Here is a 21,157-nt window from a genome sequence, read left to right on the forward strand (position 1 = left end):
CGCGTCGCCACCGTCACCGGCAGGACCGGAGTTCCCACCCACGGTGTTGCTGTGGTTGGAAGCGTCACCGGTCGAACCGGTGGCACCCGTGTTGCCGGAGTCGCCCGACGTCACCTTGGTCCAGGACTTGGCGCCCTGGAACCAGTTGTGGCCCTGCTTCGAACCGATCGAGCGGACGACGGCCTTGTTGCCACCGGTGTCGCCCGAGTTCCCGGAGTTGCCCGAGTTACCGGTCGTGGCGTTGTTCGAGCTGGAGGCGTTGCCGCCGTTGCCCGAGTTGCCGCCCTTGCCCGCAGTCGCCTCCGTGGAGCCGGAGTTCTTGTGGTGGCCCCACTTCTGGTCCTTGGACATCACGGCCGCGTCGCCACCGTCACCGGCAGGACCGGAGTTCCCACCCACGGTGTTGCTGTGGTTGGAAGCGTCACCGGTCGAACCGGTGGCACCCGTGTTGCCCGAGTCGCCCGAGGTGACCTCGGTGTGGCACTCCGCCAGCAGGCAGACGCCGTAGGCGCTGTTGCCACCGGTCGCGCCGGAGTTCCCGGAGTTGCCCGAGTTGCCGGACGTGGCGTTGTTCGAGCTGGAAGCGTTGCCGCCGTTGCCCGAGTTCCCGCCGTTGCCCGCGTTCGCGTTGGCGTTCTGCGAACGGCCGGCCGCGGTGGCGTCGCCACCGTTGCCCGCGGCACCGGACTTGCCGCCCACCGTGTTGCTGTGGTTGGAAGCGTCGCCGGTCGAACCGGTCGCGCCGGTGTTGCCCGAGTCGCCCGAACTCACCTTGGTGTGGCACTCGGCCAGCACGCAGACGCCGTAGGCGCTGTTGCCACCGGTCGCGCCGGAGTTGCCCGAGTTACCGGAGTTGCCGGACGTGGCGTTGTTCGAGCTGGAGGCGTTGCCGCCGTTGCCCGAGTTCCCGCCGTTGCCGGCGTTCACGACCGAGTGCACGACATCGCCAACGCCGCCCAGGAGGCCGTTGCCACCCGTGTCAGCGCTTGCGATCGCCGATCCCGCCAGGAGGAAGCCTCCTGAGAACACTGCGGCCATGAGACCGCGTCGCACATAGCTGTGCATGTCGAACCTTCCTGTCAAACAAGCTTGGTGATCTGTCGGCTTGGTTGTCAGGACTGATCAACTGGGATGACTTCGGCCGTAGTAGTAGCACCACGACCCGTGCACCTGGTGGCCGGTGACCACCACGAGCGACTCGCCGCTCGGGCGAACTCCCGATCCTGCCGGGAGATCCGCGAGCACGAGGCCCGTCGATCCACCGGAGGACGCCGATCCCATCGTGCCGGGCAGAACGAACGGCACGTCAGGTGGCGGCGGGGAGGGCGCCTCGATCGGTGGCGCCACGTCAGGTGCGGTGATCTGTCGCGGGGTCTTGACCGCTGGAGCAACACCGGACGGCGCCACGGCCTGAGCCTGCGGTACGACGACCGGAATCAGCGGAGCGTCCGGAGCGGCAACCTCCGCCGGAGCGGAAGGCTGTGCCACCAACGGTTCCGCGATCCGCGGCACCACCGGCACGTCCCGCACCGTGTTCACCACAGGGGCGAGCAACGGCTCGGTCGCGGGAGAAAGCGGTTCCAGCACCGGACTCAGCGTCCGGACGGTGGTGTCGACGACCGGCGCCAACGGTGCGAGCACCGGTTCGGTCACCGGTTCGACGGCCTTCAACACCGGCTTGAGCACCGGATCGGCCACCGCCGTGACGTCTCGAGTCACCGGCGCGATCGTGTCGGTCACCGGCGTGAGGAGGTCAGCAACGCCGCCCAGCAGGCCGGGCGAGTCACCGTCGTCCGCGCTCGCGACTCCCGCGGAGAGCAGGCCGAACCCGATCAGGAACCCGGCCACACCGAGAGTGCGGCGAAGCGCTGTGGAGCATGTCGCCTTCATGTAATCACCCCCTTTCGGCGAATCAGCACCCGTACATCCAGGTATTCGGATTCACCCGATAGAGCAGATTGCACGAAAGTGGAGAAACTTTTGTTATTGCAGCTCAACGCCGCAAAACAATTCGAAACATCCATTCTCCACTACTTTGCGACACAAAATCGACCGCGTCACGTCGACGCACGGTGATCACCTCGTTGCGAATGCGGTGACGTGGTGCCCGACGGTCTTGGCCGCACTCGCTCAGGACCTCCGGACAACAGGCCCCAGAACGCAAAAACTCCGGGAACCGCCTGCAAAGCACGGTTCCCGGAGTCGCGGTACTGCTACCTCTGGAGATGTCAGGCAGGCAGCAGGACCGAGTCGATGAGGTAGACGGTGGCGTTGGCGGTGTGCACGCCACCACAGATCACGTTGGCGTCGTTGACCTTCAGCGCGTCCTTGGAACCGCTGACCTTCACGGTGCCGGTCTCGACGGTCTTCTGGTCGCCGACGATCTTGTCGGGCGAGATCTGGCCGGGGACGACGTGGTAGGTCAGGATCTTGGTCAGCAGCGCGTCGTCGGTCTTGAGCTTCTCGATCGTCGCGGCGTCGATCTTCGCGAACGCCGAGTCGACCGGCGCGAACACGGTGAACTCGGCGCCGTTGAGCGTCGAGACCAGGTTGACCTTCGGGTTGAGCTTGCCGGACACGGCGTCGACCAGCGTCTTGAGCAGCGGGTTGTTCGACGCGGCGACGGCGACCGGGTCAGCGGCCATGCCGGAGACGGAACCGGCACCGGACGGAACCTGCTTCGCGTAGTCGGCGCAGCCCGGGCCGACGAGGTCCTTGGCCGGGTCGGCCATCGCGGCGGACGAGGTCGCGGTCGAGGTGGGCGCGGCGCTGGACGAGGTGCCGCTGCTGCTGGCCGTGTCACCCGAGCCGCACGCCGCGCCGAACAGGGCGAGCGAGACGGCGCCGACGGCCAGGACGGTGTTGCGGACGGTCTTGTTCATGACAGGACATCTCCAAGGGGTGATCGAGCAGTTGCTGCCCGTGATTCGCCACCCCTCGGGGAACGGATGGGTGTGGTTATCGATCCGTTACCAAACGAGATCTGACGCATTCAGCACCGATCCATCAGCGCCTCCGCTGCGAACACCAGAGGACAACGCTGAGGAGAGGACCTGGGATGCCTGAGCGTGAGCGGGCGCTGCAAAGCCTGCCGAGGACCCCGCGAGACGTGGGTCCGACCGCCGACGAACTGCTCGCCCTGGTCGCACGGGGCGACGAGGCCGCGTTCGAGCGGCTCTACGACGTCGTGTCCGGATCGGTGTTCGGGCTGATCAGGCGGGTGGTGCGGGACCAGGCGCAGTCGGAGGAGGTGTTCCAGGAGGTGATGCTCGAGGTGTGGCGGACCGCGACCAGGTTCGACCCCGACCGCGGCAGCGCCAACACCTGGATCCTCACGCTGACGCACCGCCGCGCCGTCGACCGCGTCCGGTCCGCCCAGGCCGCCACCCACCGCGAGGACCGCGCGGCCCGGCTCGATCCGGGCAGGCCCTTCGACGAGGTGAGCGAGCAGGTCGACGGCCGGCTCGAACAACGTCAGGTGCGCCGGTGCCTGAGCTTCCTGACCGAACTGCAGCGCGAGTCCGTGCTGCTGGCCTACTACCAGGGCTACTCGTATCCGGAGGTCGCGAGCCTGCTGAGCATTCCGCTCGGCACGGTCAAGACCAGGATGCGCGACGGCCTGATCCGACTGCGGGACTGCATGGGGGTGACCGGATGAGGACCACATCCGCTGATCTGCACACGCTCACCGGCGCCTACGCCGTGAACGCGTTGTCCGAGATCGAACGAACCGCCTTCGAGGCGCACCTGATCCGTTGCGAGAGCTGCGCGCTCGAGGTCGCCGAGCTCGCGGCCACGGCGGCGAGGCTGGGTGTCGCGGTGGAGTCCCCGCCTCCACCGCAGCTGCGCGCCCGCGTGCTCGCCGCGGCGGCCGAGACCCGGCAGCTGTCCCCGCATCCGGCCCGCGTGCCGAACCCGCGCAGGATCCGCTGGGCCGGAGGGCTGCTCGCGGCCGCCTGCCTGGTCGCCGCTGTTTTCGTGACGGTGCAGTACACCGAGTCCTCGCAGGACAGGCAACTGGCGCAACTCTCCAGCGAGTACAGCCGCTTCTCCGACCTGCTGTCCACTCCGGACGCCAAGCTGATCAGCGGCACCGCGCCGAACGGGGCGACCGGTACCGCGGTGATCTCGGCCAGCCGCGACGAGGCGCTGTTCCTCGCCAGGGGCCTGCCGGAACCGGGCCCGGGCAAGGCCTACCAGCTCTGGCTGGTAGGCGAGAACGGCCCGCGCTCGGCGGGTGTGCTCAAGTCGCTGACGTCGCCGCTCGCGGTCTCCGGGCTGACCGGCGCGCAACGGGTCGCGCTCACCGTCGAGCCCCAAGGAGGTTCGCAGCAGCCGACGACGGATCCCGTGATGGCGATGCCACTCGTGTGATCCAGGGCGGTCGCTGTCCTCGATCCGTGCCAGCATCCCGCGCATGATCGGACGTTGGCACGGACTGGTGATCGACTGCCCTGACCCGCAGGGCCTCGCGGAGTTCTACGAGAAGCTGCTCGGGATGATCCGGGTGCAGGACGACGGCGCGTTCGTCGTCATCGGTGACGCCCCCGACCGGCCCGGCGTGGCGTTCGCGCTGGTCGAGGGCTGGCAGCCCCCGAACTGGCCGGCCGAGACCGCCCACATGCACTTCGACGTGCGCGTGGACGATCTCGGCGCGGCCGGCGAGAAGGTGCTGGCACTGGGCGCGCGCAGGCTCGAAGGCGGCGGCGAGCGGTTCCACGTGTACGCGGATCCCGCAGGCCACCCCTTCTGCCTGGTGCGTTAGCTCAGCCGGGCGCGCATGACGTGCGCGTCGAGCGGCAGCGCGTGCGTCTCGACCAGCTCGAAGCCCGCCTCGGCGAGCAACGCGCGGTAGTGCGACTCGGTGCGCTCACGGCCACCGGTGTTGCACAGCATGTGGATGTCCCACGGGATCGCGAGCGAGTCCACCTCGCCGGCCTCGGGCAGCAGGCGCTCGATCACCAGCAGTTCGGCGTGTGCGGGCATGTTCCGCGCGCACGTGGCCAGGATGGTGCGGCACTGCTCGTCGTCCCAGTCGTGCAGCACGCGGGACAGCAGGTAGATGTCGCCGGTGCCGGGGATCGAGCGGGTGAAGTCGCCGGGGACGAGGGTGACTCGGTCCGCGAAATCGGCAAGGCGCGGTTCGGCGGCAGCGAGGGCGTTCGGGAGGTCGAGCAGAACGCCCCGCGCCGCCGGGTTGGCGTGCAGCACGCGCGACAGCAGCTCGCCGTTGCCACCGGCCACGTCCACGACCGTGCCGGCGGTGGAGAAGTCGACGACCTTGGTGACGCCGGTGAACATGGCGTTGCTCGCGGCCATGGAACCGTGGAACAGCTCCGCCAGGTCCGGATCCGTTGCCATGTGGGCGAAGTGGTGGGCGCCGAAGGCCTTCGCGTACGACTCCTCACCGCTGCGGACGGCCTCGGTCAGCTCGGCGAACGACCGGTAGAACGGGCCGCCGTACATCAGCGCGAGCGGCCGCATCGACCCCGTCAGGTCCGACCGCAGCAGCTCGCCGAGGTCGGTGAGGCTGTGCCGCTCACCCGACATGTGCACGACGCCGAGTGACGTGAGGTACCGCAGGAGCCTTGCCAGGCTTTGGGGTTCGGAGCCGGTGGCCGCGGCGAGACCGGGCAGGTCCTGGATCGTCACGAGGTGGTCGAGCAGCCGGAGCTCGGCGGCGGTCGCGATGGCCTGCGTGGCCCACGCGCCGGTCAGCAGGCGCAGCAACTCCGTGCCGGCACAGGACTCGCGCTGGTGGGTGGCCTGAAGCTGCGGGAACCGGCCGGTGGAGATCAGTTCCAGGCGGCGGAACGCGGGGTCGGCGCAGTGCGCGTCGCGGAAGTAGAGGACCGAGTGGTTCTCGTAGCCGTTGTAACCACCGCCGTCCGGGCGCATGACACCGGCGATCATCGTGCGGAGTCCGCGCAGCAGCACCGGATCCGGCCGCCGCACGGCCAGTGCGACGTGGTTCTCGTGTTCGTGGCGGCGTTCGTCCTCCGCGATGTGCGCCAACTCCGGTGGCGTCACCATCACGAAGATCTCCAGTTCGCACGGCCAGCCGTTGCGGTCGGAGACGGGTGCGCGCAGGATGCCGACCTTCAGGTCCGCGACGGGCACGGAGTAGCGGGCGCTGAGGCGTTCGCGGACGACGACGCTCGGGGTCATCGTGCCGACCTCGATGCCGTGCCGCGCGAGCTCGTCCGCAAGTCCCGCAAGGGTTTCCGGGAAGATCAGCAACGCGGCGTGGTCGAGGGTGGCGTGCCGCGTGACGGCGGCGCGCTGGTCCGCGGGCAGCGACGGCACGGCGGCGGCGAGGGCCGAGTGCGTGTCGTGAGCGCCGATGAGGGCCATCGTGGCGGTCAGCCGGTCGAGGTCGGCCGCGGCGATGACGGGTGTGCTGGTCGAGATCATGGTGACGGTTCCTGTGGCTCAGATGCCGACGTAGTGCTCGGCGAAGAAGTTCTGGTGGGCGCGGCAGTCGCGCAGGCTGTGCAGCCGGGCGCGGCGTAGAGCGCGGTGGAAGTCGTCGTCCTGGGTGTGCAGGAGATCGATCATCCAGCGCGAGAACTCCTGCGCCCGCCAGACGCGGGGCAGGCAGGTGCGCGAGTACGCGGCCAGCGGCCGTTCGTCGTCTCGGTGCAGGGCGGAGATCAGGGCGGAGGCCAGCACCTCGGCCTCCATGATCGCCAGATTGGCGCCCTTGGCGGCGGACGGGCTGATCAGGCCGGCCGCGTCACCGACGAGGAACAGCCTGTCGTGCTGGATCGGGTCGACGACCTCGGACCGCAGCCGGACGATCCGGCGTTCGGTGATCGGGCCCTGTTTGAGCTGGCCGAACTCGTCGGTGCGCATCCGGGTGCCGAGGGCGGCCCAGATCCGTTCGTCGGTCCAGGCCTCCGGATCGTCGCCGGGAGGAACCTGGAGGTAGTACCGCGTCACCTCGGGGCTGCGCGCCATGTGGCCCGCGAAGCCGTCGTCGTGGATCGCGTAGGTGACCGCGGCCATGCTCTGCGGCGCCTCGGCGAGCACCGCGAGCCAGCTGACGCCGTGGTCCTGGGTGTGGCGCTGACCTAAGTCCGCCGGAATCGCCTGCCGGGTGGCGCCGTTGCCGCCGTCGCACCCCGCGAGGAACCGGCCGGTGGCAACACCTTCGCCCTGCTCGTCGCGATAACGGATCGTCGCGGTACCGGAATCGACGCCGGTGACGGTCGTACCGAACCGGATCTCCCCGCCGCGGTCCAGATATTCGGCGACCAGGTCCGTGACGAGGTCCTGCTGCGGGTAGACGGTGTGCACCTCGCCCCGGCCGAGCGCGGAGTAGTCCAGCTCGAACTCCCCGTCCTCACCCCGGAAAGCGCAGACGCCGTGCGACCGTCCTTTGTGGAGCATTCCGGCGGCGAGTCCGTGCTCCGCGAGGACGCGGGCACTGTTCGGTCCCAGGAAGCCCGCCCTGGCCCTGGTCTGCACCTGCTCACGGCTCGCCCGCTCGACGATGAGGGTGCCGATCCCCGCCGCGCGCAACAAGTTGCCTAACACGAGCCCCGCCGGCCCCGCGCCCGCGATGAGCACGGTTGTGTGGTCGACCACGCCTTCTGGTCCTCTCTCCGGATCGGCCCGCGTCCGCGGCGGGCCCGATTGCGCAGCACTGGACCTCAGCGGCCGGGGCGGGGGCCAGCGGCTCGCCGGAGATGATGATCATGATCACCTGATCGTGTCGGTGCGGGACCGACCCACGTGGTTTGTAACGACTTCACCGGCCGTGCATGACTTCGTCGCCGCCATCCGGCATTCTGCGCAAATGGCACTCCGGCAGGCGAGCGACTTCGCCCACTTGGCCGCCGAGATCAAGCAGGCTGGCCTGCTCGCTCGGCGGCGTGGTTACTACTTCGCTCGAATCGGCGTGAACCTCGCCGTCTACGCCGGGGCCTGGGTGGCGTTCGCGCTGCTGGGCGACTCGTGGTGGCAGCTCGCGGTGGCGGTCGTGCTGGCGGCGATGACCACCCAGCTCGCGTTCATCGGGCACGACGCGGGCCACAAGCAGATCTTCGCCACGAAGAAGTGGAACGCGATCACCGGCTACGTCCACAGCGGACTGGTCGGCGTCAGCTACGACTGGTGGGTCGGCAAGCACAACCGCCACCACGCCAACCCGAACCACGAGGACGAGGACCCGGACGTCGACATCACGGTGCTGGCGTTCACGCAGCGGCAGGGCGCGGACAAGCGCGGGGCGTTGCGGTGGATCGCCTCGCACCAGGCGGTGTTGTTCTTCCCGTTGCTGCTGCTCGAAGGCTTCGCGCTGCACTGGCACTCGATCCGGTACTCCGGCCGCGAGCGGTTCGTGATGATCGCGAACGTCGTGGTGTACCTCGGGGTCGTGTTCTGGGTGCTCTCGCCCGTGTACGCCATCGCGTTCATCCTCGTGCACCAGGCGTTGTGGGGTTTCTACATGGGATGTTCCTTCGCCCCCAACCACAAGGGCATGCCGGTGCTGTCGGCGGGCCACTCGCTCGACTTCCTGCGCAAGCAGGTGCTGACCTCGCGCAACATCCGCGGCGGCTGGTTCACGGACATCCTGCTCGGCGGTCTGAACTACCAGATCGAGCACCACCTGTTCCCCAGCATGCCCCGGCCGGCGCTGCGGCACGCGCAGGTGATCGTCCACAACTTCTGCGAGCAGCGCGGCATTTCCTATGCGCAGTGCGGCTTGTTCCGCTCGTACGGCTACGTGCTGGAGCACCTGCACGAGGTCGCGGCGCCGCTGCGCGCCAAAGCCGCGGTCTGAATGTCCGAAACTGGACAAAGGCTGACCAAAAGGCTCGTCTGATCCGCACGGCGCTGGTTTCCTCGGTTCGAGACCGAACTGGGGGAAGTTCCTATGCGCAAGCACCTATTTGGCGTGCTCACAGCAGGTGTGGCACTCGCACTGGTGGCCTCGGGGCAGTCGGCCGCCGAGTCCGCGCCGCAGCTCAGTCAGCCCGACCCGATGCTGGCGTTCCTGCCGGCGGAGGCGCAGGTCGACTGGGCCGCGGTGCACCGCGGCCGCGAGTCCCGCAAGCAGTCGCGCGTGGCCGCGAAGAGCGCGGGCCAGCCGTTGACGTACGGCGAGAAGGAGACCGGGCAGGGCGCCAACGACGCGCCCGCCCAGGCCGAGCACGTGGCGGGGTTCGGCACCGGCAAGGGCAAGAACCCGAAGCTCTTGATCACCGGTGACCTGGCGGGCGACCCCACGATCCCGGTCGTCCCTCCGTTCGCCGAGACCAACGACGCCATACCGCTCGCGAGCGACATCGGCGTTCCGGCGCGCGGCAGGGCCCTGAAGACCAGCGGCACGATCGGCGACGGCCCGTACGGCACCGGCGGTGACGGCTCCGGCGACCACGACTTCTACAGGCTGACCGGTGGCACCGAGCTCAGGTACGTCGTCATCGAGACGGACACCCCGTCCGGTGACCTGGACACGCACCTCGCCGCGTACGACGCCGCCGGGCAGGTCCTGGTGCAGCAGGACAACCTCGTGGGCACCACCGACAGCAGGATCCAGGTCCCCGTGGGCGCGGGCCAGGACGTGTACGTCATGGTTGCCGCGGCCGGACCGGGCGCGATCCCGTCCGACCCGCTGACGCCGGGCACCGGCAAGCGCGCGGGCACCGAAGGCGGGTACGACCTGACCATCTCCTCCGGTGACGGCCCGGCGGACAAGGACTTCTTCTCCGTCGACCTGAAGGCTGGCGACGTGCTCGGCGCGTCGGCGAAGGGCAAGGCGACCAGGGTCGTGATCAACGACCCCGCCGGACGCGAGGTCTTCGGCTCGTCGCAGGACTTCAGCTTCCTGTACGCCGAGAACTCCCCGATGCCCGCCGGCGGCAACGCCGTCGCGGACTTCGTGGCGCCCAAGGACGGTCGCTACACGGTCGGCGTCGAGAACGGCGACGGCCGGTACGACGTCACGGTCGAGGCCTACCGTCCCGGCTCGGAGCTCAACCCGCGGCCCGACGTGCTGACGCTCTTCCTCGACTTCGACGGCGCGCGGGTCAACACCCGGATCTTCGGCAGCGACCCGACGGCCGGCAACAAGGACCTCTCGCCGTTGAAGAAGTTCCTGCCCGGCTGGGGTCTCATCGGCGCCGACGAGAACGCCGTGATCGACGGCGTGGTCGCGACCGTGCGCGAGAACATCGAGAAGGACCTGGCCGCCAAGGGCACGAACAAGCGGTTCGCCGTGCGGATCCTGAACAGCCGCGACCACGCGGACCCGTGGGGTCAGCCCAACGTCAGCCGGGTGGTCGTCGGTGGCTCGATCGCCGAGTCCGGCATCCAGACCGTCGGCATCGCGCAGTCGATCGACGCGGGCAACTTCGGCAAGGAGGAGACCGCGCTGGTGCTGCTCGACATCCTCAGCTCGCCGGCCACCCAGTCGCGCACCTCGCTGAACGGGTACATCACGCCGGCCAGCGACAAGATCGCGTTCATCGGCAGGGCGATCGGCAACATCACCGCGCACGAGGCCGGTCACATGTCGGGCAGCTGGCACCAGGACCAGTTCAACGCGCTCGACGCCATCATGGACCAGGGCGGCAACCCGAAGGGCATGTTCGGCGTGGGCCCGGACGCCGTCGGTGGCACCGCGGACGACGTCGACGTCGACTTCCACGAGGACGTCCTCAACCCCAACGAGGGCTTCACCGGCGTCGAGGACTCCCTCAACCGCACCGCGTGGGCGTACGTCCGAGGCGCCAACTGACGGTCCGATTCCCGCGAGACGCCCGATGCTGATTCCAGCAGGCTGATCGGCATGGGATCACTTGCAGGGAAAGCGGCTCTCGTCACCGGCGGGAGCCGCGGCATCGGGGCCGCGATCGCCGAGAAGCTCACCGCTCTCGGCGCGCAGGTCGCGGTGACATACCAGAACACCAAGCCGGAGAACGGTTTCGCCATCCAGGCGGACAGCGCCGATCCGGACGCCGTGGTGGCGGCGGTCGACGAGACCGCCGTCCACTTCGGACGGTTCGACGTTCTCGTCAACAACGCGGCCGTCTTCCAGGTCGGACCGCTGGAGGAACTCGGCCGGGAGGAGTTCGACCACACGATGGCCGTGAACGTGCGCGCACCCTTCCTCGCGGCGCGCGCGGCGGTACGGCACATGCGCGACGGCGGGCGGATCATCAGCATCGGCAGCAACGTCGCCGTGTACGCGCCGTTTCCGGGCTTCGCCCTGTACTCGGCCAGCAAGACGGCGTTGATCGGGATGACCAAGGGACTCGCGCGCGAGCTGGGCCCGTTGGGGATCACCGCGAACGTCGTCAACCCCGGCCCGACCGACACGGACCTGAATCCGGCGGACGGGCCGATGGCGGACACGATCCGCGGGCTGACCGCGCTGGGACGCTTCGGTCAGCCCGCGGAGATCGCCGAGGTCGTGGCGGCACTCGCGGGTGACGCCGGCGCTTACGTCACCGGCGCGAGCATCAACGTCGACGGTGGCTTCACCGTCTGACAGGTCAGCGGCTCCGGTCGTAGTAAAGGCAAAGGGCGCCGCTCTCCACCGGCGTGGACGAGATCAGCCGCCAGGACGTGCCGGACGGGCCGTCCTGGAACAGCCGTTCGCCGCCGCCGACCAGTTCCGGGCACAGCGTGACGCTGAGCCGGTCCACCTCGTCGGCGGCGAGCAGCTGCCGGATCACGCTGGTGCTGGCGAGCACGATGATGTCGCCACCCTCCTGCTCGCGCAGTTGCTTGACCTCCGTGACGGGGTCGACCGCGGACAGCCGCGCGTTCTCCCACTCCACCTCGGTGAGCGTGGTCGAGAAGACGACCTTCTCGACGTCGTTGAGCCAGCGGGAGAACGTGCGGTCGGCGGTGGCGGCGTTCTCGTCGTCCGCCACCCCCGGCCAGAACCCGCCGAAGCCCTGGTAGTTCTTGCGTCCCAGCAACGCCGTCGTCGCCGGGGCCGTCACCTCGACCATGTGCCGGCGGGCGCCGTCCGTGACGGCGTGCCCGACGATCCAGCCCATGTCGTACTCGCCGCCGGGACCCGCGATCCGGCCGTCGAGCGAGAGCGAGATGTTGGCGATGACCTTGCGCATTGCTGCCTCCCGTTTCGGATGTGCCCACAGCTTCTCCGCGCGGGTGGCAAGCTGTCGTCATCAGACTTGACGACATCGCGTCCGGGTTGGGAGGTGGCCGGTGACGTCTCCGGTGCTCATCGGCCGCGAGTCCGAGCTGGACTCGTTGCGCGGCGCGTACGAACGCGCACGCGGCGGTGATCCCGTGACCGTGCTGGTGACCGGCGAGGCGGGTATCGGCAAGTCCCGGCTGGTGTCCACAGCGGTCGGCGCACTGCCCGGCGAGCCGATCGTCCTCAGTGGAGGCTGTCTGGAGCTCGGCGCGGACGGGGCGCCGTACGTCCCGTTCGTGGCGGTTCTCCGGGATCTGGCGCGGAAGATCGGCCGCGACGGGGTCACCAGGCTGTTGCCTTCGGACGGCACGGCGTTGAGCGACTGGCTGCCCGGCCTCGGACCGGCGCCCGCGCGGTTCGGCCTGACCAGGTTGCTGGAAGAGGTGCTGGGGCTGCTGAGCGGCATCGGTCCCGCCGTTGTCGTCATCGAGGACCTGCACTGGGCCGACGCCTCCAGCCGCGAGCTGTTCGCCTACCTCGCGCGCAACCTCGGCGGTTCGCAGGTCCTGTTGATCGGCACGCTGCGCACCGGCGAGCTGGCCTCGGGGCATCCGGGCAGGCGGTTGTTCGCCGAACTGGGCCGCCGTGCGGACGTGCGGCGGATCGACGTGCCGCCGCTGGACCGCCGCCAGGTCGCCGACCTGCTCGCCGCCGTCGACGGGGACTCGTCGCGGGCCGCCGAGGTGCATCGGCGCAGTGGCGGCAACCCGTTGTTCGCGGAGGCGCTGAGCACCTCCGGCGAGGAGGCCGACCTGCGGACGTTGCTGCTCGACCGGATCACCGCGCTGCCGGCCGGTGCCCGCGACCTGCTCGCGACGCTGGCCGTGGCCGGTACCGCGCTCGAACTGGAGGACGGCATCGGTGACCTGGCCGGGCTCGACCTCGTCGTCGCGGACGGCGACGGCCACCGCATCCGGCACGACCTCATCCGCGAGGCCGTCTACGACTCGGTGCCGCCCGCCCGGCGTCGTCAGCTGCACGCCCGCAGCGCGGAGGCCCTGGCCGTGGACAGCGCGGCCGTGGCGGAGCACTGGGCGGCGGCGGGAGAGTTCGGCAGGGCCGCGGCCGTCGCGTGGCGGGCCGCGGCCATCGCCGCCCGGCAGTACGCCTGCGACGAACAGCTGCACCTGCTCGAACTCGTGCTGGCGCACTGGTCCCCCGAGATCGTGGCGGACCGGACGGCCGTGCTGGAGCTCGCGGCCGAGGCGGCGTTCGCGGCGGGCAGGTCCGGCGTCGGCGTCGAGCACTGCACCGCCGCACTCGCCGAAGTGACCGAGCCGCAACGGGTGGCGCGGCTGCTCGGCCTGCGCGGCCGCCTCCGGTCCAGAATGGACGGAACCGGTCAGGACGACCTCCGCGGGGCGATCGAGCTGGCACCGCCAGGTCCGCTGCGCAGCAGGCTGCTCGCGGCACTCGCGATCGCGGGCATGGGCTCGTTCCGGCACGAGGAAAGTCGTTCGTGTGCGACGGAAGCACTGGCCATCGCCGACGAACTGGACGACGACGCGTTGCGCGCGCCCGCTCTTCTGGTGCTCGCCGCGCTCGGCAACGATCGCGAGATGTTCGCCCGCGCCCGCGAACTGGCTGCGAGAGTGGACGACGATCACACGCTTCTCACCACGTACCAATGGGAAGCGGACGCGGCGGAACGGGCGGGCCAGGTCGCGGACGCCGTCGACCTCGCCCGCACCGGCAGGCAGGTGGCGCAGCGGCTGGGCCGGGTGCGGTCGCGCGGCAGCATGCTCGCCGCCGCCCAGGCGATGTGCCAGCACTGGCTGGGCCAGTGGGACGAGGCGATCGAGGCCGCCGAGGACGCCCTCGCCGACGGACCTCCGCCCCTGTACGCGGCTTTCTCCCGGCTCACCGTCACCAGGATCGCCCTGGAACGCGGCGACGAGGCCCGCTTCGAACCACTGATGCGCCAGCTCGCCGAGTACTCCCGGCACGCGCACGGCGCCGCGCAGTTCCTGGCGGAGTTCACGATGCTGCGCCTGACGCGGGCGCTCGGCCAGGGCGAGTTGGAGGTGGCACAGCGCGTGCTCACCGACCAACTCGACCTGGCCGTCACCACCTGGTGGCCGGAGGAACTGCTGCGGCTGACGGTGATCGGCACCCGCGTTCAGCGTGCCCGGCGAGCCGCCGCACCCCGCGACCGCAAACTGGCCCAGGACGTCGAGCAACGACTCGCCGAACTCACTGAGGTCGCTCATGCGACACCGGCCACCACCCCGGTGCTGACGGCGTACCGGCTCACCTTCGACGCGGCCACGTTGTCCACTTGGGACGAAGCCGCGGCGAAGTGGCGTGAGCTGGGCAATCCACACGAAACCGCACAGGCTCTCGTCGAAGGCGCCGTGACGGCGTTGGCCTCCAACAACAAGCCGGGCGCGAGAACGAGACTTCGTGAGGCTCAGGAGATTGCCATGCGGCTGAAAGCGCGGCCGTTGCTCGCCAGAATCGGCGATCTGGTGGCACGTGGAGGGCTCGAAGACGCGGAAACCCCGCTGGGCAACGACTTCGGCCTCACCCGCCGCGAACTGGACGTGCTGGCGGTCCTCGTGCGGGGCCGGTCCAACTCGCAGATCGCCGCCGAGCTGTTCGTCAGCGTCAACACGGTCGCGACGCACGTCGCCAGGATCCTGGCCAAACTCGGTGTCGCGACCCGCACGGAAGCGGTGCGGCGGGCGTTGGAACTGGGTGTCGGAACTACGCCCAGGTGACGGGCAGTGCGTGGACGCCGTAGATGTTCATGTCGGTCCTGAGCTTCACCTCGCCGGCCGGAACCGCGAGCCGAAGGCCCGGGAAGCGACGTAGCAGCCCCTCGAACCCGGCACGCATCTCGATGCGGGCCAACTGCTGGCCGAGGCACTGGTGGACGCCGTGCCCGAACGACAGGTGCCCACGGGCGCTGCGGTGCACGTCGAGCGTGTCGGCGTTCTCGTAGCGCTCGGGGTCGTGGTTGCCCGCCAGCAGCGACAGGATGACCGACGAGCCCTTCGGAATCGTCTCCCCGAAGAACTCGATGTCCTCGGCGGCGTACCGGAAGAAGATGTCGGCGACGGCCAGGTAGCGCAGCAGTTCCTCGACGGCGTCGGGGATCAGTGCCGGGTCCTCCCGCAGTGCCGCGAGCTGGTCCGGGTGTTCCAGCAACGCGAAGGTGCCCAGCGACAGCATGTTCGCCGTCGTCTCGTGGCCCGCGAGCAGCAGCAGGAACGCCATTCCGCAGAGTTCCTCGATGCTGAGGTCCTCGTCGCGGGCCAGATCGGACAGCAGGTCGTCACCCGGTTCCGCGCGCTTGCCGATGACCAGTTCGGCCAGGTACGTGTTCATCGCCATGTACGCGGCCATCTTGTCCTCGAGGTCCACCTCGCGTTCCATGAACTTCGAGGAGTTCGTCTGGAACGTGTCGCGGTCCGCGTAGGGAACGCCGAGGATCTCGCAGATCACCAGTGACGGCACCGGAAGCGCGAACTCCTTCACCAGGTCGACCGGCGGGGTGAGCTTCGCGAGTTCGTCCAGCTGCCGGTCGGTGATCTCGATGATGCCTTCTTCCAAAGCCTTCATCCGCTTGACCGTGAACGCCCCGGTGAGCTTGCGGCGCAACCGGGTGTGGTCCGGCGGGTCCATGCTGATGAACAGCCCCGGCGTCTGCGGGGACGGCTCGGTCTGCTCGGGCATGCCGGGCGTCGGGAACGGCACGTGGATGATGCCCAGGTCCTGCCGGTTGCTGAACCTGGTGTCGGACAAGGCTTGCCGGACGGCCTCGTAGCCGGTGATGAGCCAGCCCTCGTGGCCGTCGGGGAAGAGCATCGGGCTGACGGGCCGGGTCTCGCGAACCAGGGTGATCTTGCTGGGAGGGTCGAACGGGGTGACGTCGCGTTCCATGGGAAGGCCTTGCAACATGATCGGTGACTCCTTCAGCGGGTGGATTCGCGGTTGAAGAGCTTCTTGGACCAGAGGTAGCCGCCGAGCCCGATGACGAGGCACCAGGCGAAGGCGATGTAGCCGCTGTTGCCGATCGCCGTGCCCATCAGCAGACCGCGCAGGGCGTCGATGAACGGGGTGAACGGCTGGTACTCGGCGAACCAGCGCAGCACCGTCGGCATCGAGTCGGTGGGCACGAAACCGTTGCCGAAGAACGGGAGCAGGATCAGCGGCAGGCCGACGTTGCTCGACGACTCGACGGACTTGCTGGCGAGGCCCAGCGCGGCGGACAACCAGATCATCGCGAACGACATGGAGATCAGCAGGCCGCCCAGCGCGAGCCAGCCGAGAGCGCTCGCCTGCGGCCGGAAGCCGATCGCGACCGCGACGCCGAAGACGAACGTCATGGCGAGCACCGTCTGGACCAGGCTGCCGACGACGTGTCCGGTCAGGACGGACACCCTGGCGATCTTCATGGTGCGGAAGCGGTCCACGATGCCCTCGGTCATGTCCATCGCGATCGAGATGCTCGTGCCCTGCACCGCGGCCGTGATCGACATCAGGATGATCGTCGGCGTGACGTAGTTGAGGTACTCGCCCCGTCCGCCGCTCGGCCCGCCGAGCCCGGCGCCCAGCGTGCCGCCGAAGACGTAGACGAACAGCAGCAGGAACACGACCGGCATGATCAGGAGCTGGAACGTCAGCGACGGGTAGCGGATCATCCGCGTGAGGTTGCGGCGCACCATCGTCGCCGAGTCGGCCAGGACGTAACTCATGACTGGACCACCGTTTCGGGCTTGCCGGTGAGGGCGAGGAAGACGTCGTCGAGGTCGGGCGTGTGGGTGCTGAGCGAGTCGACCAGCACCGAGTTCTCGTCCAGGCGGTCGAGCAGGGCCTTGAGCGAGCGGACGCTGCCGTCGCTGGGCACGCGCAGGGCGAGCGACTCACCGTCACGGGAGGCGTCGCGCACGATCCGCGTCGCGGCTTCGAGGTGCCGGGGATCGGTGAACTGCAACAGGACGTGGCCACCGGGGATGCGGCGCTTGAGCTCGTCCGCGGTGCCCTCGGCGACGACCTTCCCGTGGTCCAGCACCGCGATCCGGTCGGCGAGCTCGTCGGCCTCCTCCAGGTACTGGGTCGTCAGGAAGATCGTGACGCCGCTCGCCACCAGGTCCCGCACGATCTGCCACATCGTGCGGCGGCTGCGCGGGTCGAGTCCGGTGGTCGGCTCGTCCAGGAAGATCACCTCAGGCGAGCCGACCAGCGTCATGGCGAGGTCGAGCCGGCGCCGCATGCCGCCGGAGTAGGTGGCCGCGGACTTGTCGGCCGCGTCGACCAGGTCGAACTGCTCCAGCAACTGCTCTGCCTTGCGCCTGCCGTCCGCCTTGCCGAGGTGGTGCAGGTCGGCCATCAGCTTCAGGTTCTCCCGGCCCGTCATCAGGTTGTCGACGGCGGAGAACTGGCCGGTGACACCGATCGCGCCGCGGACGGCGTCCGGGTCGCTCGCCACGTCGTGACCGGCGACGGACGCACTGCCGCCGTGGGCGCCGATCAGCGTGGAGAGGATCTTGACGGTGGTGGTCTTGCCGGCGCCGTTCGCGCCGAGCAACGAGAAGACGGTGCCGCGCTGGACGTTCAGGTCGACGCCCTTCAGCACTTCGTTGTCTCCGTAGGACCGGCGCAGGCCGGTCGCCTTGATCGCGTTCATGGTGTTCCCCCTCAGGAACGGCGGACGGTGATGTCGCCGAAGGACGTGTGGGCGGTGACCTTGACGGTCTCGGCGGAGTTGCCGGGGCCGTCGCTGCCGTCGAGCGTGTTGGTGACGCGGCCGAACGCGGTCTTGGCGTCGATCCACGCGGCGGTGCCCTGGGCGATCCCGATCTCGATGCCGCCCATCGCGGTGTTGAGCGTGACGGTGTCGCGGACGACCTCGCCGATGTTGATGGATCCCATCGCGGTCCTGGCCTCCGCCGGGCCGGCGGCGCGTTCGACGGTGATGTCCCCGTTGGCGGAACGCGCCTTCAGCTCGCCCTCGACCGTGCCGGCGTCGATGTGGCCGTTGGAGTTCTTGACGACCAGCGAGCCGCGCACCGTGCCGATGCGGATGTGGCCGCTGCCGGTCTTGACGTCGGCGTGGCCCGTGACCGAGCCGATGTTGACCACTCCGGCGCCGGTGTCCGCCTTCAGCGGTCCGGTCCGGTCGAGGTGGATGTTGCCCGCGGACATGTCGACCTCGGTCGCCCCGAGAACCCCGGAGGTGCGGACGCTGCCGGCCGTCACGTCGGCGTCCACTTTGGACCCCGTCGGCAGCTCGATCACGACGTCGACCGACCTGGTCTTCTTGGAGAAGTCGAACGTCCGCTTCTGCCCGCGCACCATCAGCGTGCCGTCGGAGTAGTCGACGCGGGTCTTCTGCGCCGCCTCGACGTCCGAGGAGTCGGACGGGTCGGAGGGCCGCACGTCGATCTTCGTGTCGGTGCGGTCGCTCGCGACGATCTGGACGTAGCCCGCGTAGACGTCGAGCAGTACGGAAATCGGTTCTGGCGTTTCGTAAGAAGGCATGGCTGTCCCCTCAGAAGGTGTCGGTGGAACATCCCCGCAGGTCGGGGCGAAGTGAAGAAGACCGGGAGTTAGCGGACCCAGCCGACGAAACGCTGCGAGCCGGTGATGCTGCTCTCGATCGCTTCGGCGATGGTGTCGCGCTTCGGGCTCAGCTGCGCCGACGCGGCCCGGACGAGCCACGCGTTGACCGAGCGGCCCTCCTTGGCCGCGGCCTCGTCGATCGCGGCCTTGAGCGGTTCGGGCAGCCGGACGTTGATGCGCACGGTGGTGCCGTCGTCGAAGGCGGCCGCCGCGTCCTCGGCGGGTGCAGCGGCGACGGGCTCCGCAGCGACGGCGGCCGGCTGTTCGGGTGCCCGGCGCGTCACGACGAACTTCGGGTCACGGCCCCGCAGCAGCACCTGCACCGAGTCCGGTGCCAGGTCCGCGGTGATCTCGTCGGCGGCAGCGGACAGCGCCTCCAGCAGCGCCAGCCGAATCGCCGACTCCATCGTCACGGTCAACCGCTCGACCAGCGCGCTCGCTTCGTCGCCGCCGGTTTCGACGGCGGTCAGCAGCTCGCGGCCGAGGGAAGCCACATACGGGGTCAGATCCATGGCACCACTATGGCACACGGCGGTGCCACCAGCAAGCAATTCTGGCTCAGCTTGGCATCATTTTGGCTCACCGCAGGTCAGAGGCCTAATCGAGGAAGGTCACGGTCTCCGCGAGCGGCGCCCGGCCCGTCCGTGGCTCCACCACGGCGGTGTCCGCGTACCCGATGGACATACCGCAGAAGAGCACGAGCCCCTCCGGCGGAGCCACGACCTCCGCGACCGACGTGGTGAACTTCGCCCACGCCATCTGCGGGCAACTGTGCAGCCCTTCCTCGCGGAGCAGCAGCATCACGGTCTGCAGGTACATGCCGGCGTCGGACCACTGCGGCGAGCCCATGTCCCCGTCGAGGTAGCAGAACAGGGCGGCGGGAGCACCGAAGCAGTCCCAGTTCGCCGAGGCCGCCCGCTGCCGCGCCTCCAGGTCGTCGCGGGCTATGCCGAGCGCGCCGTAGCGCTGCGCCCCGAAGGCCGCACGCCGTTCGCGGTACGGCGACTTCAGCTCCGGCGGGTACTGCTGGTACTCGGGCTCGTCCCACGGATCGCCCGCGGCGAGGCGTTCCCCGGCCCGTTTCTTGAGCTCCGCCAACGGTTGCCCGGTCACGACGTAGACGCGCCACGGCTGGATGTTCGACGCCGACGGCGCCCAGGCCGCCGCCGTCAGCACCCGCTCCAGCACCTCCCGCGACACCGGCCGATCAGTGAACGCGCGCACTGCCCTCCTGCTCGTGACGGCCTCGTAGACGTCCATCACAGGCTCCCTCACTTGACGTGGTCGTGTGGTTACACCTGAAATAGTATCGTTCGATACGATATCGAGCGATACGAAGTAGGAGAGGACACATGGCCACGCTGCTGCACATCGACTCGTCCGCGTTCCCCGGCGACGCGTCCCACTCGCGTTCCGTCGCGGCGGTCTTCCGCCGGACCTGGGAGGAACAGCACCCGGACGGCGCGGTGATCTACCGGGACGTCGCCGCCGAACCCGTCCCGCACATCACGGCCGAGGGCCACCGGAACCCCGGGGCCACCGGCAGGCTCGTGCTGATCGAGGAACTGGAGCGCGCCGACGCCGTGCTGATCGGCGCCCCGATGTACAACTACGGGATCCCGTCGACGCTGAAAGCGTGGCTGGACAACGTGATCCTGCCCGGCCGCACGTCCGGCGAAAGTCCGTCGTGCCAGGGCAAGCCGGTCACCGTCGTCGCCAGCCGGGGCGGTTCCTACGAGCCGGGCACGCCGCGTGAGGGCTTCGAGTTCGTGCGGAACTACCTGCGGGCCGTGCTCGCTGGCAGCCTCGGACTGGAGGTCGGTTTCATCGTCCCGGAACTCACGATGGCACCCCGCAACCCCGCCATGTCCGCGCTGGTCCCGCAGTACGAGGCGTCCCGCGAGCGCGCGTTGGAGGAGGCGGTCGTGCTGGCGAAGCGGCTCTAGGCGCCGGAGTGGGCGAGCTTGGTCAGCAGCGCCTCGAGCTGATCACGCTCGCCGGGTTCGAGCACGGACCCCAGCCGTTCGGACAACGGTTGCGCCGCCACGTGGATCTCGTCGAAGAGCGCGAGCCCGGCCGGGGTGATCTCCACCGCGCGCGCCCGCCGATCTCCCGGCACGGCCTTGCGCACGGCCAGTCCCTTGCGCTCCAGGTCGTCCACGACGCGCATGATCCCGGCCTTGTCCGTGCCCGTGGCCGGTGCCAGATCGCGCTGCATCACGGGACCGTTGTTGACCAGTTCCACCAACACGGCGAAGTGCCGCAGCTCGATGCCGAGGGGCCGCAACGACTCCCCCATGACCGCCGCCGCCCGCCAGTGCGCCCGGCGCAGCAAGAGTCCCAGCGCGAACGGCGACGCGTCTCCTGGACGGTCGGTCGCACGCACGGGCTCGGTGGTCATGCCCGGCA

Annotated in this window: 20 protein-coding genes and 1 pseudogene; 8 read left to right on the forward strand and 13 right to left on the reverse strand. The window is 69.4% G+C overall.

The window, feature by feature from the left end:
• From ACIQF0_RS33070 to ACIQF0_RS33080, 3 genes and pseudogenes are all read right to left on the reverse strand, one after another.
• Positions 1–1,038, reverse strand: a pseudogene (locus tag ACIQF0_RS33070) (hypothetical protein); the annotation flags it as partial.
• Positions 1,039–1,122: 84 nt separating this feature from the next.
• Positions 1,123–1,890: a hypothetical protein gene (locus ACIQF0_RS33075; protein ID WP_401036115.1), complete on the reverse strand. Its 768-nt coding sequence runs from the start codon at positions 1,888–1,890 to the stop codon at positions 1,123–1,125.
• A 338-nt stretch (positions 1,891–2,228) separates the two neighbouring features.
• Positions 2,229–2,882 (reverse strand): fasciclin domain-containing protein, encoded by a 654-nt coding sequence (locus tag ACIQF0_RS33080; protein WP_401036117.1) that lies wholly within the window; start codon positions 2,880–2,882, stop codon positions 2,229–2,231.
• Between the two features lie 176 nt (positions 2,883–3,058).
• Between ACIQF0_RS33080 and sigK the strand changes: the two genes are divergently transcribed.
• The 3 genes from sigK to ACIQF0_RS33095 are packed head-to-tail and all read left to right on the forward strand — an operon-like array spanning position 3,059 to position 4,765.
• Entirely contained in the window at positions 3,059–3,658 is a 600-nt protein-coding gene (sigK, locus tag ACIQF0_RS33085) for an ECF RNA polymerase sigma factor SigK (RefSeq protein WP_093598963.1), read from the forward strand.
• Positions 3,655–4,374 carry an anti-sigma factor domain-containing protein gene (locus ACIQF0_RS33090; RefSeq protein WP_401036119.1) on the forward strand — a complete coding sequence of 240 codons (720 nt, stop codon included), beginning with the start codon at positions 3,655–3,657 and terminating at the stop codon, positions 4,372–4,374. Before sigK ends, ACIQF0_RS33090 begins: the two co-directional genes overlap by 4 nt.
• 43 nt (positions 4,375–4,417) lie before the next feature.
• Positions 4,418–4,765, forward strand: a complete 348-nt coding sequence (locus ACIQF0_RS33095; RefSeq protein WP_401036121.1) for a VOC family protein — start codon at positions 4,418–4,420, stop codon at positions 4,763–4,765.
• On the opposite strand, the gene ACIQF0_RS33100 is transcribed toward ACIQF0_RS33095, so the two are convergent.
• Positions 4,762–6,414, reverse strand: coding sequence for a methyltransferase (locus ACIQF0_RS33100; RefSeq protein WP_401036122.1), 1,653 nt, complete (start codon positions 6,412–6,414; stop codon positions 4,762–4,764). The genes ACIQF0_RS33095 and ACIQF0_RS33100 overlap by 4 nt on opposite strands.
• An 18-nt stretch (positions 6,415–6,432) precedes the next feature.
• On the reverse strand, positions 6,433–7,590 hold the full coding sequence (locus ACIQF0_RS33105) for a 4-hydroxybenzoate 3-monooxygenase (protein ID WP_401036126.1): 1,158 nt from the start codon (positions 7,588–7,590) through the stop codon (positions 6,433–6,435).
• A 211-nt stretch (positions 7,591–7,801) separates the two neighbouring features.
• Here ACIQF0_RS33105 and ACIQF0_RS33110 point away from each other — a divergent pair, with 211 nt between their 5' ends.
• The 3 genes from ACIQF0_RS33110 to ACIQF0_RS33120 all read left to right on the forward strand — a co-directional run bounded on the left by ACIQF0_RS33110 (position 7,802) and on the right by ACIQF0_RS33120 (position 11,500).
• The gene (locus tag ACIQF0_RS33110; RefSeq protein ID WP_401036128.1) at positions 7,802–8,788 is read left to right on the forward strand and encodes a fatty acid desaturase family protein; all 987 of its coding nucleotides are present in this window, start codon (positions 7,802–7,804) and stop codon (positions 8,786–8,788) included.
• Between the two features lie 114 nt (positions 8,789–8,902).
• Positions 8,903–10,747: a hypothetical protein gene (locus ACIQF0_RS33115; RefSeq protein ID WP_401036131.1), complete on the forward strand. Its 1,845-nt coding sequence runs from the start codon at positions 8,903–8,905 to the stop codon at positions 10,745–10,747.
• Between the two features lie 51 nt (positions 10,748–10,798).
• Positions 10,799–11,500 carry a 3-oxoacyl-ACP reductase family protein gene (locus ACIQF0_RS33120; protein WP_401036134.1) on the forward strand — a complete coding sequence of 234 codons (702 nt, stop codon included), beginning with the start codon at positions 10,799–10,801 and terminating at the stop codon, positions 11,498–11,500.
• A 4-nt stretch (positions 11,501–11,504) separates the two neighbouring features.
• Here ACIQF0_RS33120 and ACIQF0_RS33125 read toward each other — a convergent pair whose 3' ends face one another.
• Positions 11,505–12,089 (reverse strand): dihydrofolate reductase family protein, encoded by a 585-nt coding sequence (locus ACIQF0_RS33125; RefSeq protein ID WP_401036136.1) that lies wholly within the window; start codon positions 12,087–12,089, stop codon positions 11,505–11,507.
• Between the two features lie 100 nt (positions 12,090–12,189).
• Here ACIQF0_RS33125 and ACIQF0_RS33130 point away from each other — a divergent pair, with 100 nt between their 5' ends.
• Positions 12,190–14,901: an AAA family ATPase gene (locus tag ACIQF0_RS33130; protein WP_401036139.1), complete on the forward strand. Its 2,712-nt coding sequence runs from the start codon at positions 12,190–12,192 to the stop codon at positions 14,899–14,901.
• On the opposite strand, the gene ACIQF0_RS33135 is transcribed toward ACIQF0_RS33130, so the two are convergent.
• The 6 genes from ACIQF0_RS33135 to ACIQF0_RS33160 all read right to left on the reverse strand — a co-directional run bounded on the left by ACIQF0_RS33135 (position 14,888) and on the right by ACIQF0_RS33160 (position 20,008).
• Positions 14,888–16,084 carry a cytochrome P450 gene (locus ACIQF0_RS33135; RefSeq protein ID WP_401036141.1) on the reverse strand — a complete coding sequence of 399 codons (1,197 nt, stop codon included), beginning with the start codon at positions 16,082–16,084 and terminating at the stop codon, positions 14,888–14,890. The genes ACIQF0_RS33130 and ACIQF0_RS33135 overlap by 14 nt on opposite strands.
• A 14-nt stretch (positions 16,085–16,098) precedes the next feature.
• Positions 16,099–16,881, reverse strand: coding sequence for an ABC transporter permease (locus ACIQF0_RS33140; protein ID WP_360048818.1), 783 nt, complete (start codon positions 16,879–16,881; stop codon positions 16,099–16,101).
• The gene (locus tag ACIQF0_RS33145; protein ID WP_401036144.1) at positions 16,878–17,813 is read right to left on the reverse strand and encodes an ATP-binding cassette domain-containing protein; all 936 of its coding nucleotides are present in this window, start codon (positions 17,811–17,813) and stop codon (positions 16,878–16,880) included. The genes ACIQF0_RS33140 and ACIQF0_RS33145 overlap by 4 nt, the downstream gene beginning before the upstream one ends.
• Before the next feature lie 11 nt (positions 17,814–17,824).
• Positions 17,825–18,667, reverse strand: a complete 843-nt coding sequence (locus tag ACIQF0_RS33150; RefSeq protein WP_401036146.1) for a DUF4097 family beta strand repeat-containing protein — start codon at positions 18,665–18,667, stop codon at positions 17,825–17,827.
• A gap of 68 nt (positions 18,668–18,735) precedes the next feature.
• Positions 18,736–19,260 carry a ribbon-helix-helix protein, CopG family gene (locus ACIQF0_RS33155; RefSeq protein ID WP_401036149.1) on the reverse strand — a complete coding sequence of 175 codons (525 nt, stop codon included), beginning with the start codon at positions 19,258–19,260 and terminating at the stop codon, positions 18,736–18,738.
• An 85-nt stretch (positions 19,261–19,345) separates the two neighbouring features.
• Positions 19,346–20,008: a nitroreductase gene (locus ACIQF0_RS33160; RefSeq protein ID WP_401036151.1), complete on the reverse strand. Its 663-nt coding sequence runs from the start codon at positions 20,006–20,008 to the stop codon at positions 19,346–19,348.
• A gap of 92 nt (positions 20,009–20,100) precedes the next feature.
• Here ACIQF0_RS33160 and ACIQF0_RS33165 point away from each other — a divergent pair, with 92 nt between their 5' ends.
• Positions 20,101–20,694: an FMN-dependent NADH-azoreductase gene (locus ACIQF0_RS33165; protein ID WP_401036154.1), complete on the forward strand. Its 594-nt coding sequence runs from the start codon at positions 20,101–20,103 to the stop codon at positions 20,692–20,694.
• Here the strand turns inward: ACIQF0_RS33165 and ACIQF0_RS33170 are convergent.
• A complete protein-coding gene (locus tag ACIQF0_RS33170; protein WP_360048828.1) occupies positions 20,691–21,149 on the reverse strand; it encodes a MarR family winged helix-turn-helix transcriptional regulator in 459 nt (152 codons plus the stop codon). The two genes, ACIQF0_RS33165 and ACIQF0_RS33170, sit on opposite strands and share 4 nt — an antisense overlap.
• Positions 21,150–21,157 lie beyond the last annotated feature (8 nt).

Origin of the sequence: Lentzea sp. NPDC092896 (assembly GCF_044754905.1) — a bacterium.
In the GTDB taxonomy this organism is placed as follows: domain Bacteria; phylum Actinomycetota; class Actinomycetes; order Mycobacteriales; family Pseudonocardiaceae; genus Lentzea.

Coding starts and splice junctions, on each gene's coding strand:
- ACIQF0_RS33075 (WP_401036115.1), bottom strand. CDS start 1,890: ATGAAGGCGACATGCTCCACAGCGCTTCGCCGCACTCTCGGTGTGGCC.
- ACIQF0_RS33080 (WP_401036117.1), bottom strand. CDS start 2,882: ATGAACAAGACCGTCCGCAACACCGTCCTGGCCGTCGGCGCCGTCTCG.
- sigK (WP_093598963.1), top strand. CDS start 3,059: ATGCCTGAGCGTGAGCGGGCGCTGCAAAGCCTGCCGAGGACCCCGCGA.
- ACIQF0_RS33090 (WP_401036119.1), top strand. CDS start 3,655: ATGAGGACCACATCCGCTGATCTGCACACGCTCACCGGCGCCTACGCC.
- ACIQF0_RS33095 (WP_401036121.1), top strand. CDS start 4,418: ATGATCGGACGTTGGCACGGACTGGTGATCGACTGCCCTGACCCGCAG.
- ACIQF0_RS33100 (WP_401036122.1), bottom strand. CDS start 6,414: ATGATCTCGACCAGCACACCCGTCATCGCCGCGGCCGACCTCGACCGG.
- ACIQF0_RS33110 (WP_401036128.1), top strand. CDS start 7,802: ATGGCACTCCGGCAGGCGAGCGACTTCGCCCACTTGGCCGCCGAGATC.
- ACIQF0_RS33120 (WP_401036134.1), top strand. CDS start 10,799: ATGGGATCACTTGCAGGGAAAGCGGCTCTCGTCACCGGCGGGAGCCGC.
- ACIQF0_RS33125 (WP_401036136.1), bottom strand. CDS start 12,089: ATGCGCAAGGTCATCGCCAACATCTCGCTCTCGCTCGACGGCCGGATC.
- ACIQF0_RS33135 (WP_401036141.1), bottom strand. CDS start 16,084: ATGTTGCAAGGCCTTCCCATGGAACGCGACGTCACCCCGTTCGACCCT.
- ACIQF0_RS33140 (WP_360048818.1), bottom strand. CDS start 16,881: ATGAGTTACGTCCTGGCCGACTCGGCGACGATGGTGCGCCGCAACCTC.
- ACIQF0_RS33145 (WP_401036144.1), bottom strand. CDS start 17,813: ATGAACGCGATCAAGGCGACCGGCCTGCGCCGGTCCTACGGAGACAAC.
- ACIQF0_RS33150 (WP_401036146.1), bottom strand. CDS start 18,667: ATGCCTTCTTACGAAACGCCAGAACCGATTTCCGTACTGCTCGACGTC.
- ACIQF0_RS33155 (WP_401036149.1), bottom strand. CDS start 19,260: ATGGATCTGACCCCGTATGTGGCTTCCCTCGGCCGCGAGCTGCTGACC.
- ACIQF0_RS33160 (WP_401036151.1), bottom strand. CDS start 20,008: ATGGACGTCTACGAGGCCGTCACGAGCAGGAGGGCAGTGCGCGCGTTC.
- ACIQF0_RS33165 (WP_401036154.1), top strand. CDS start 20,101: ATGGCCACGCTGCTGCACATCGACTCGTCCGCGTTCCCCGGCGACGCG.
- ACIQF0_RS33170 (WP_360048828.1), bottom strand. CDS start 21,149: ATGACCACCGAGCCCGTGCGTGCGACCGACCGTCCAGGAGACGCGTCG.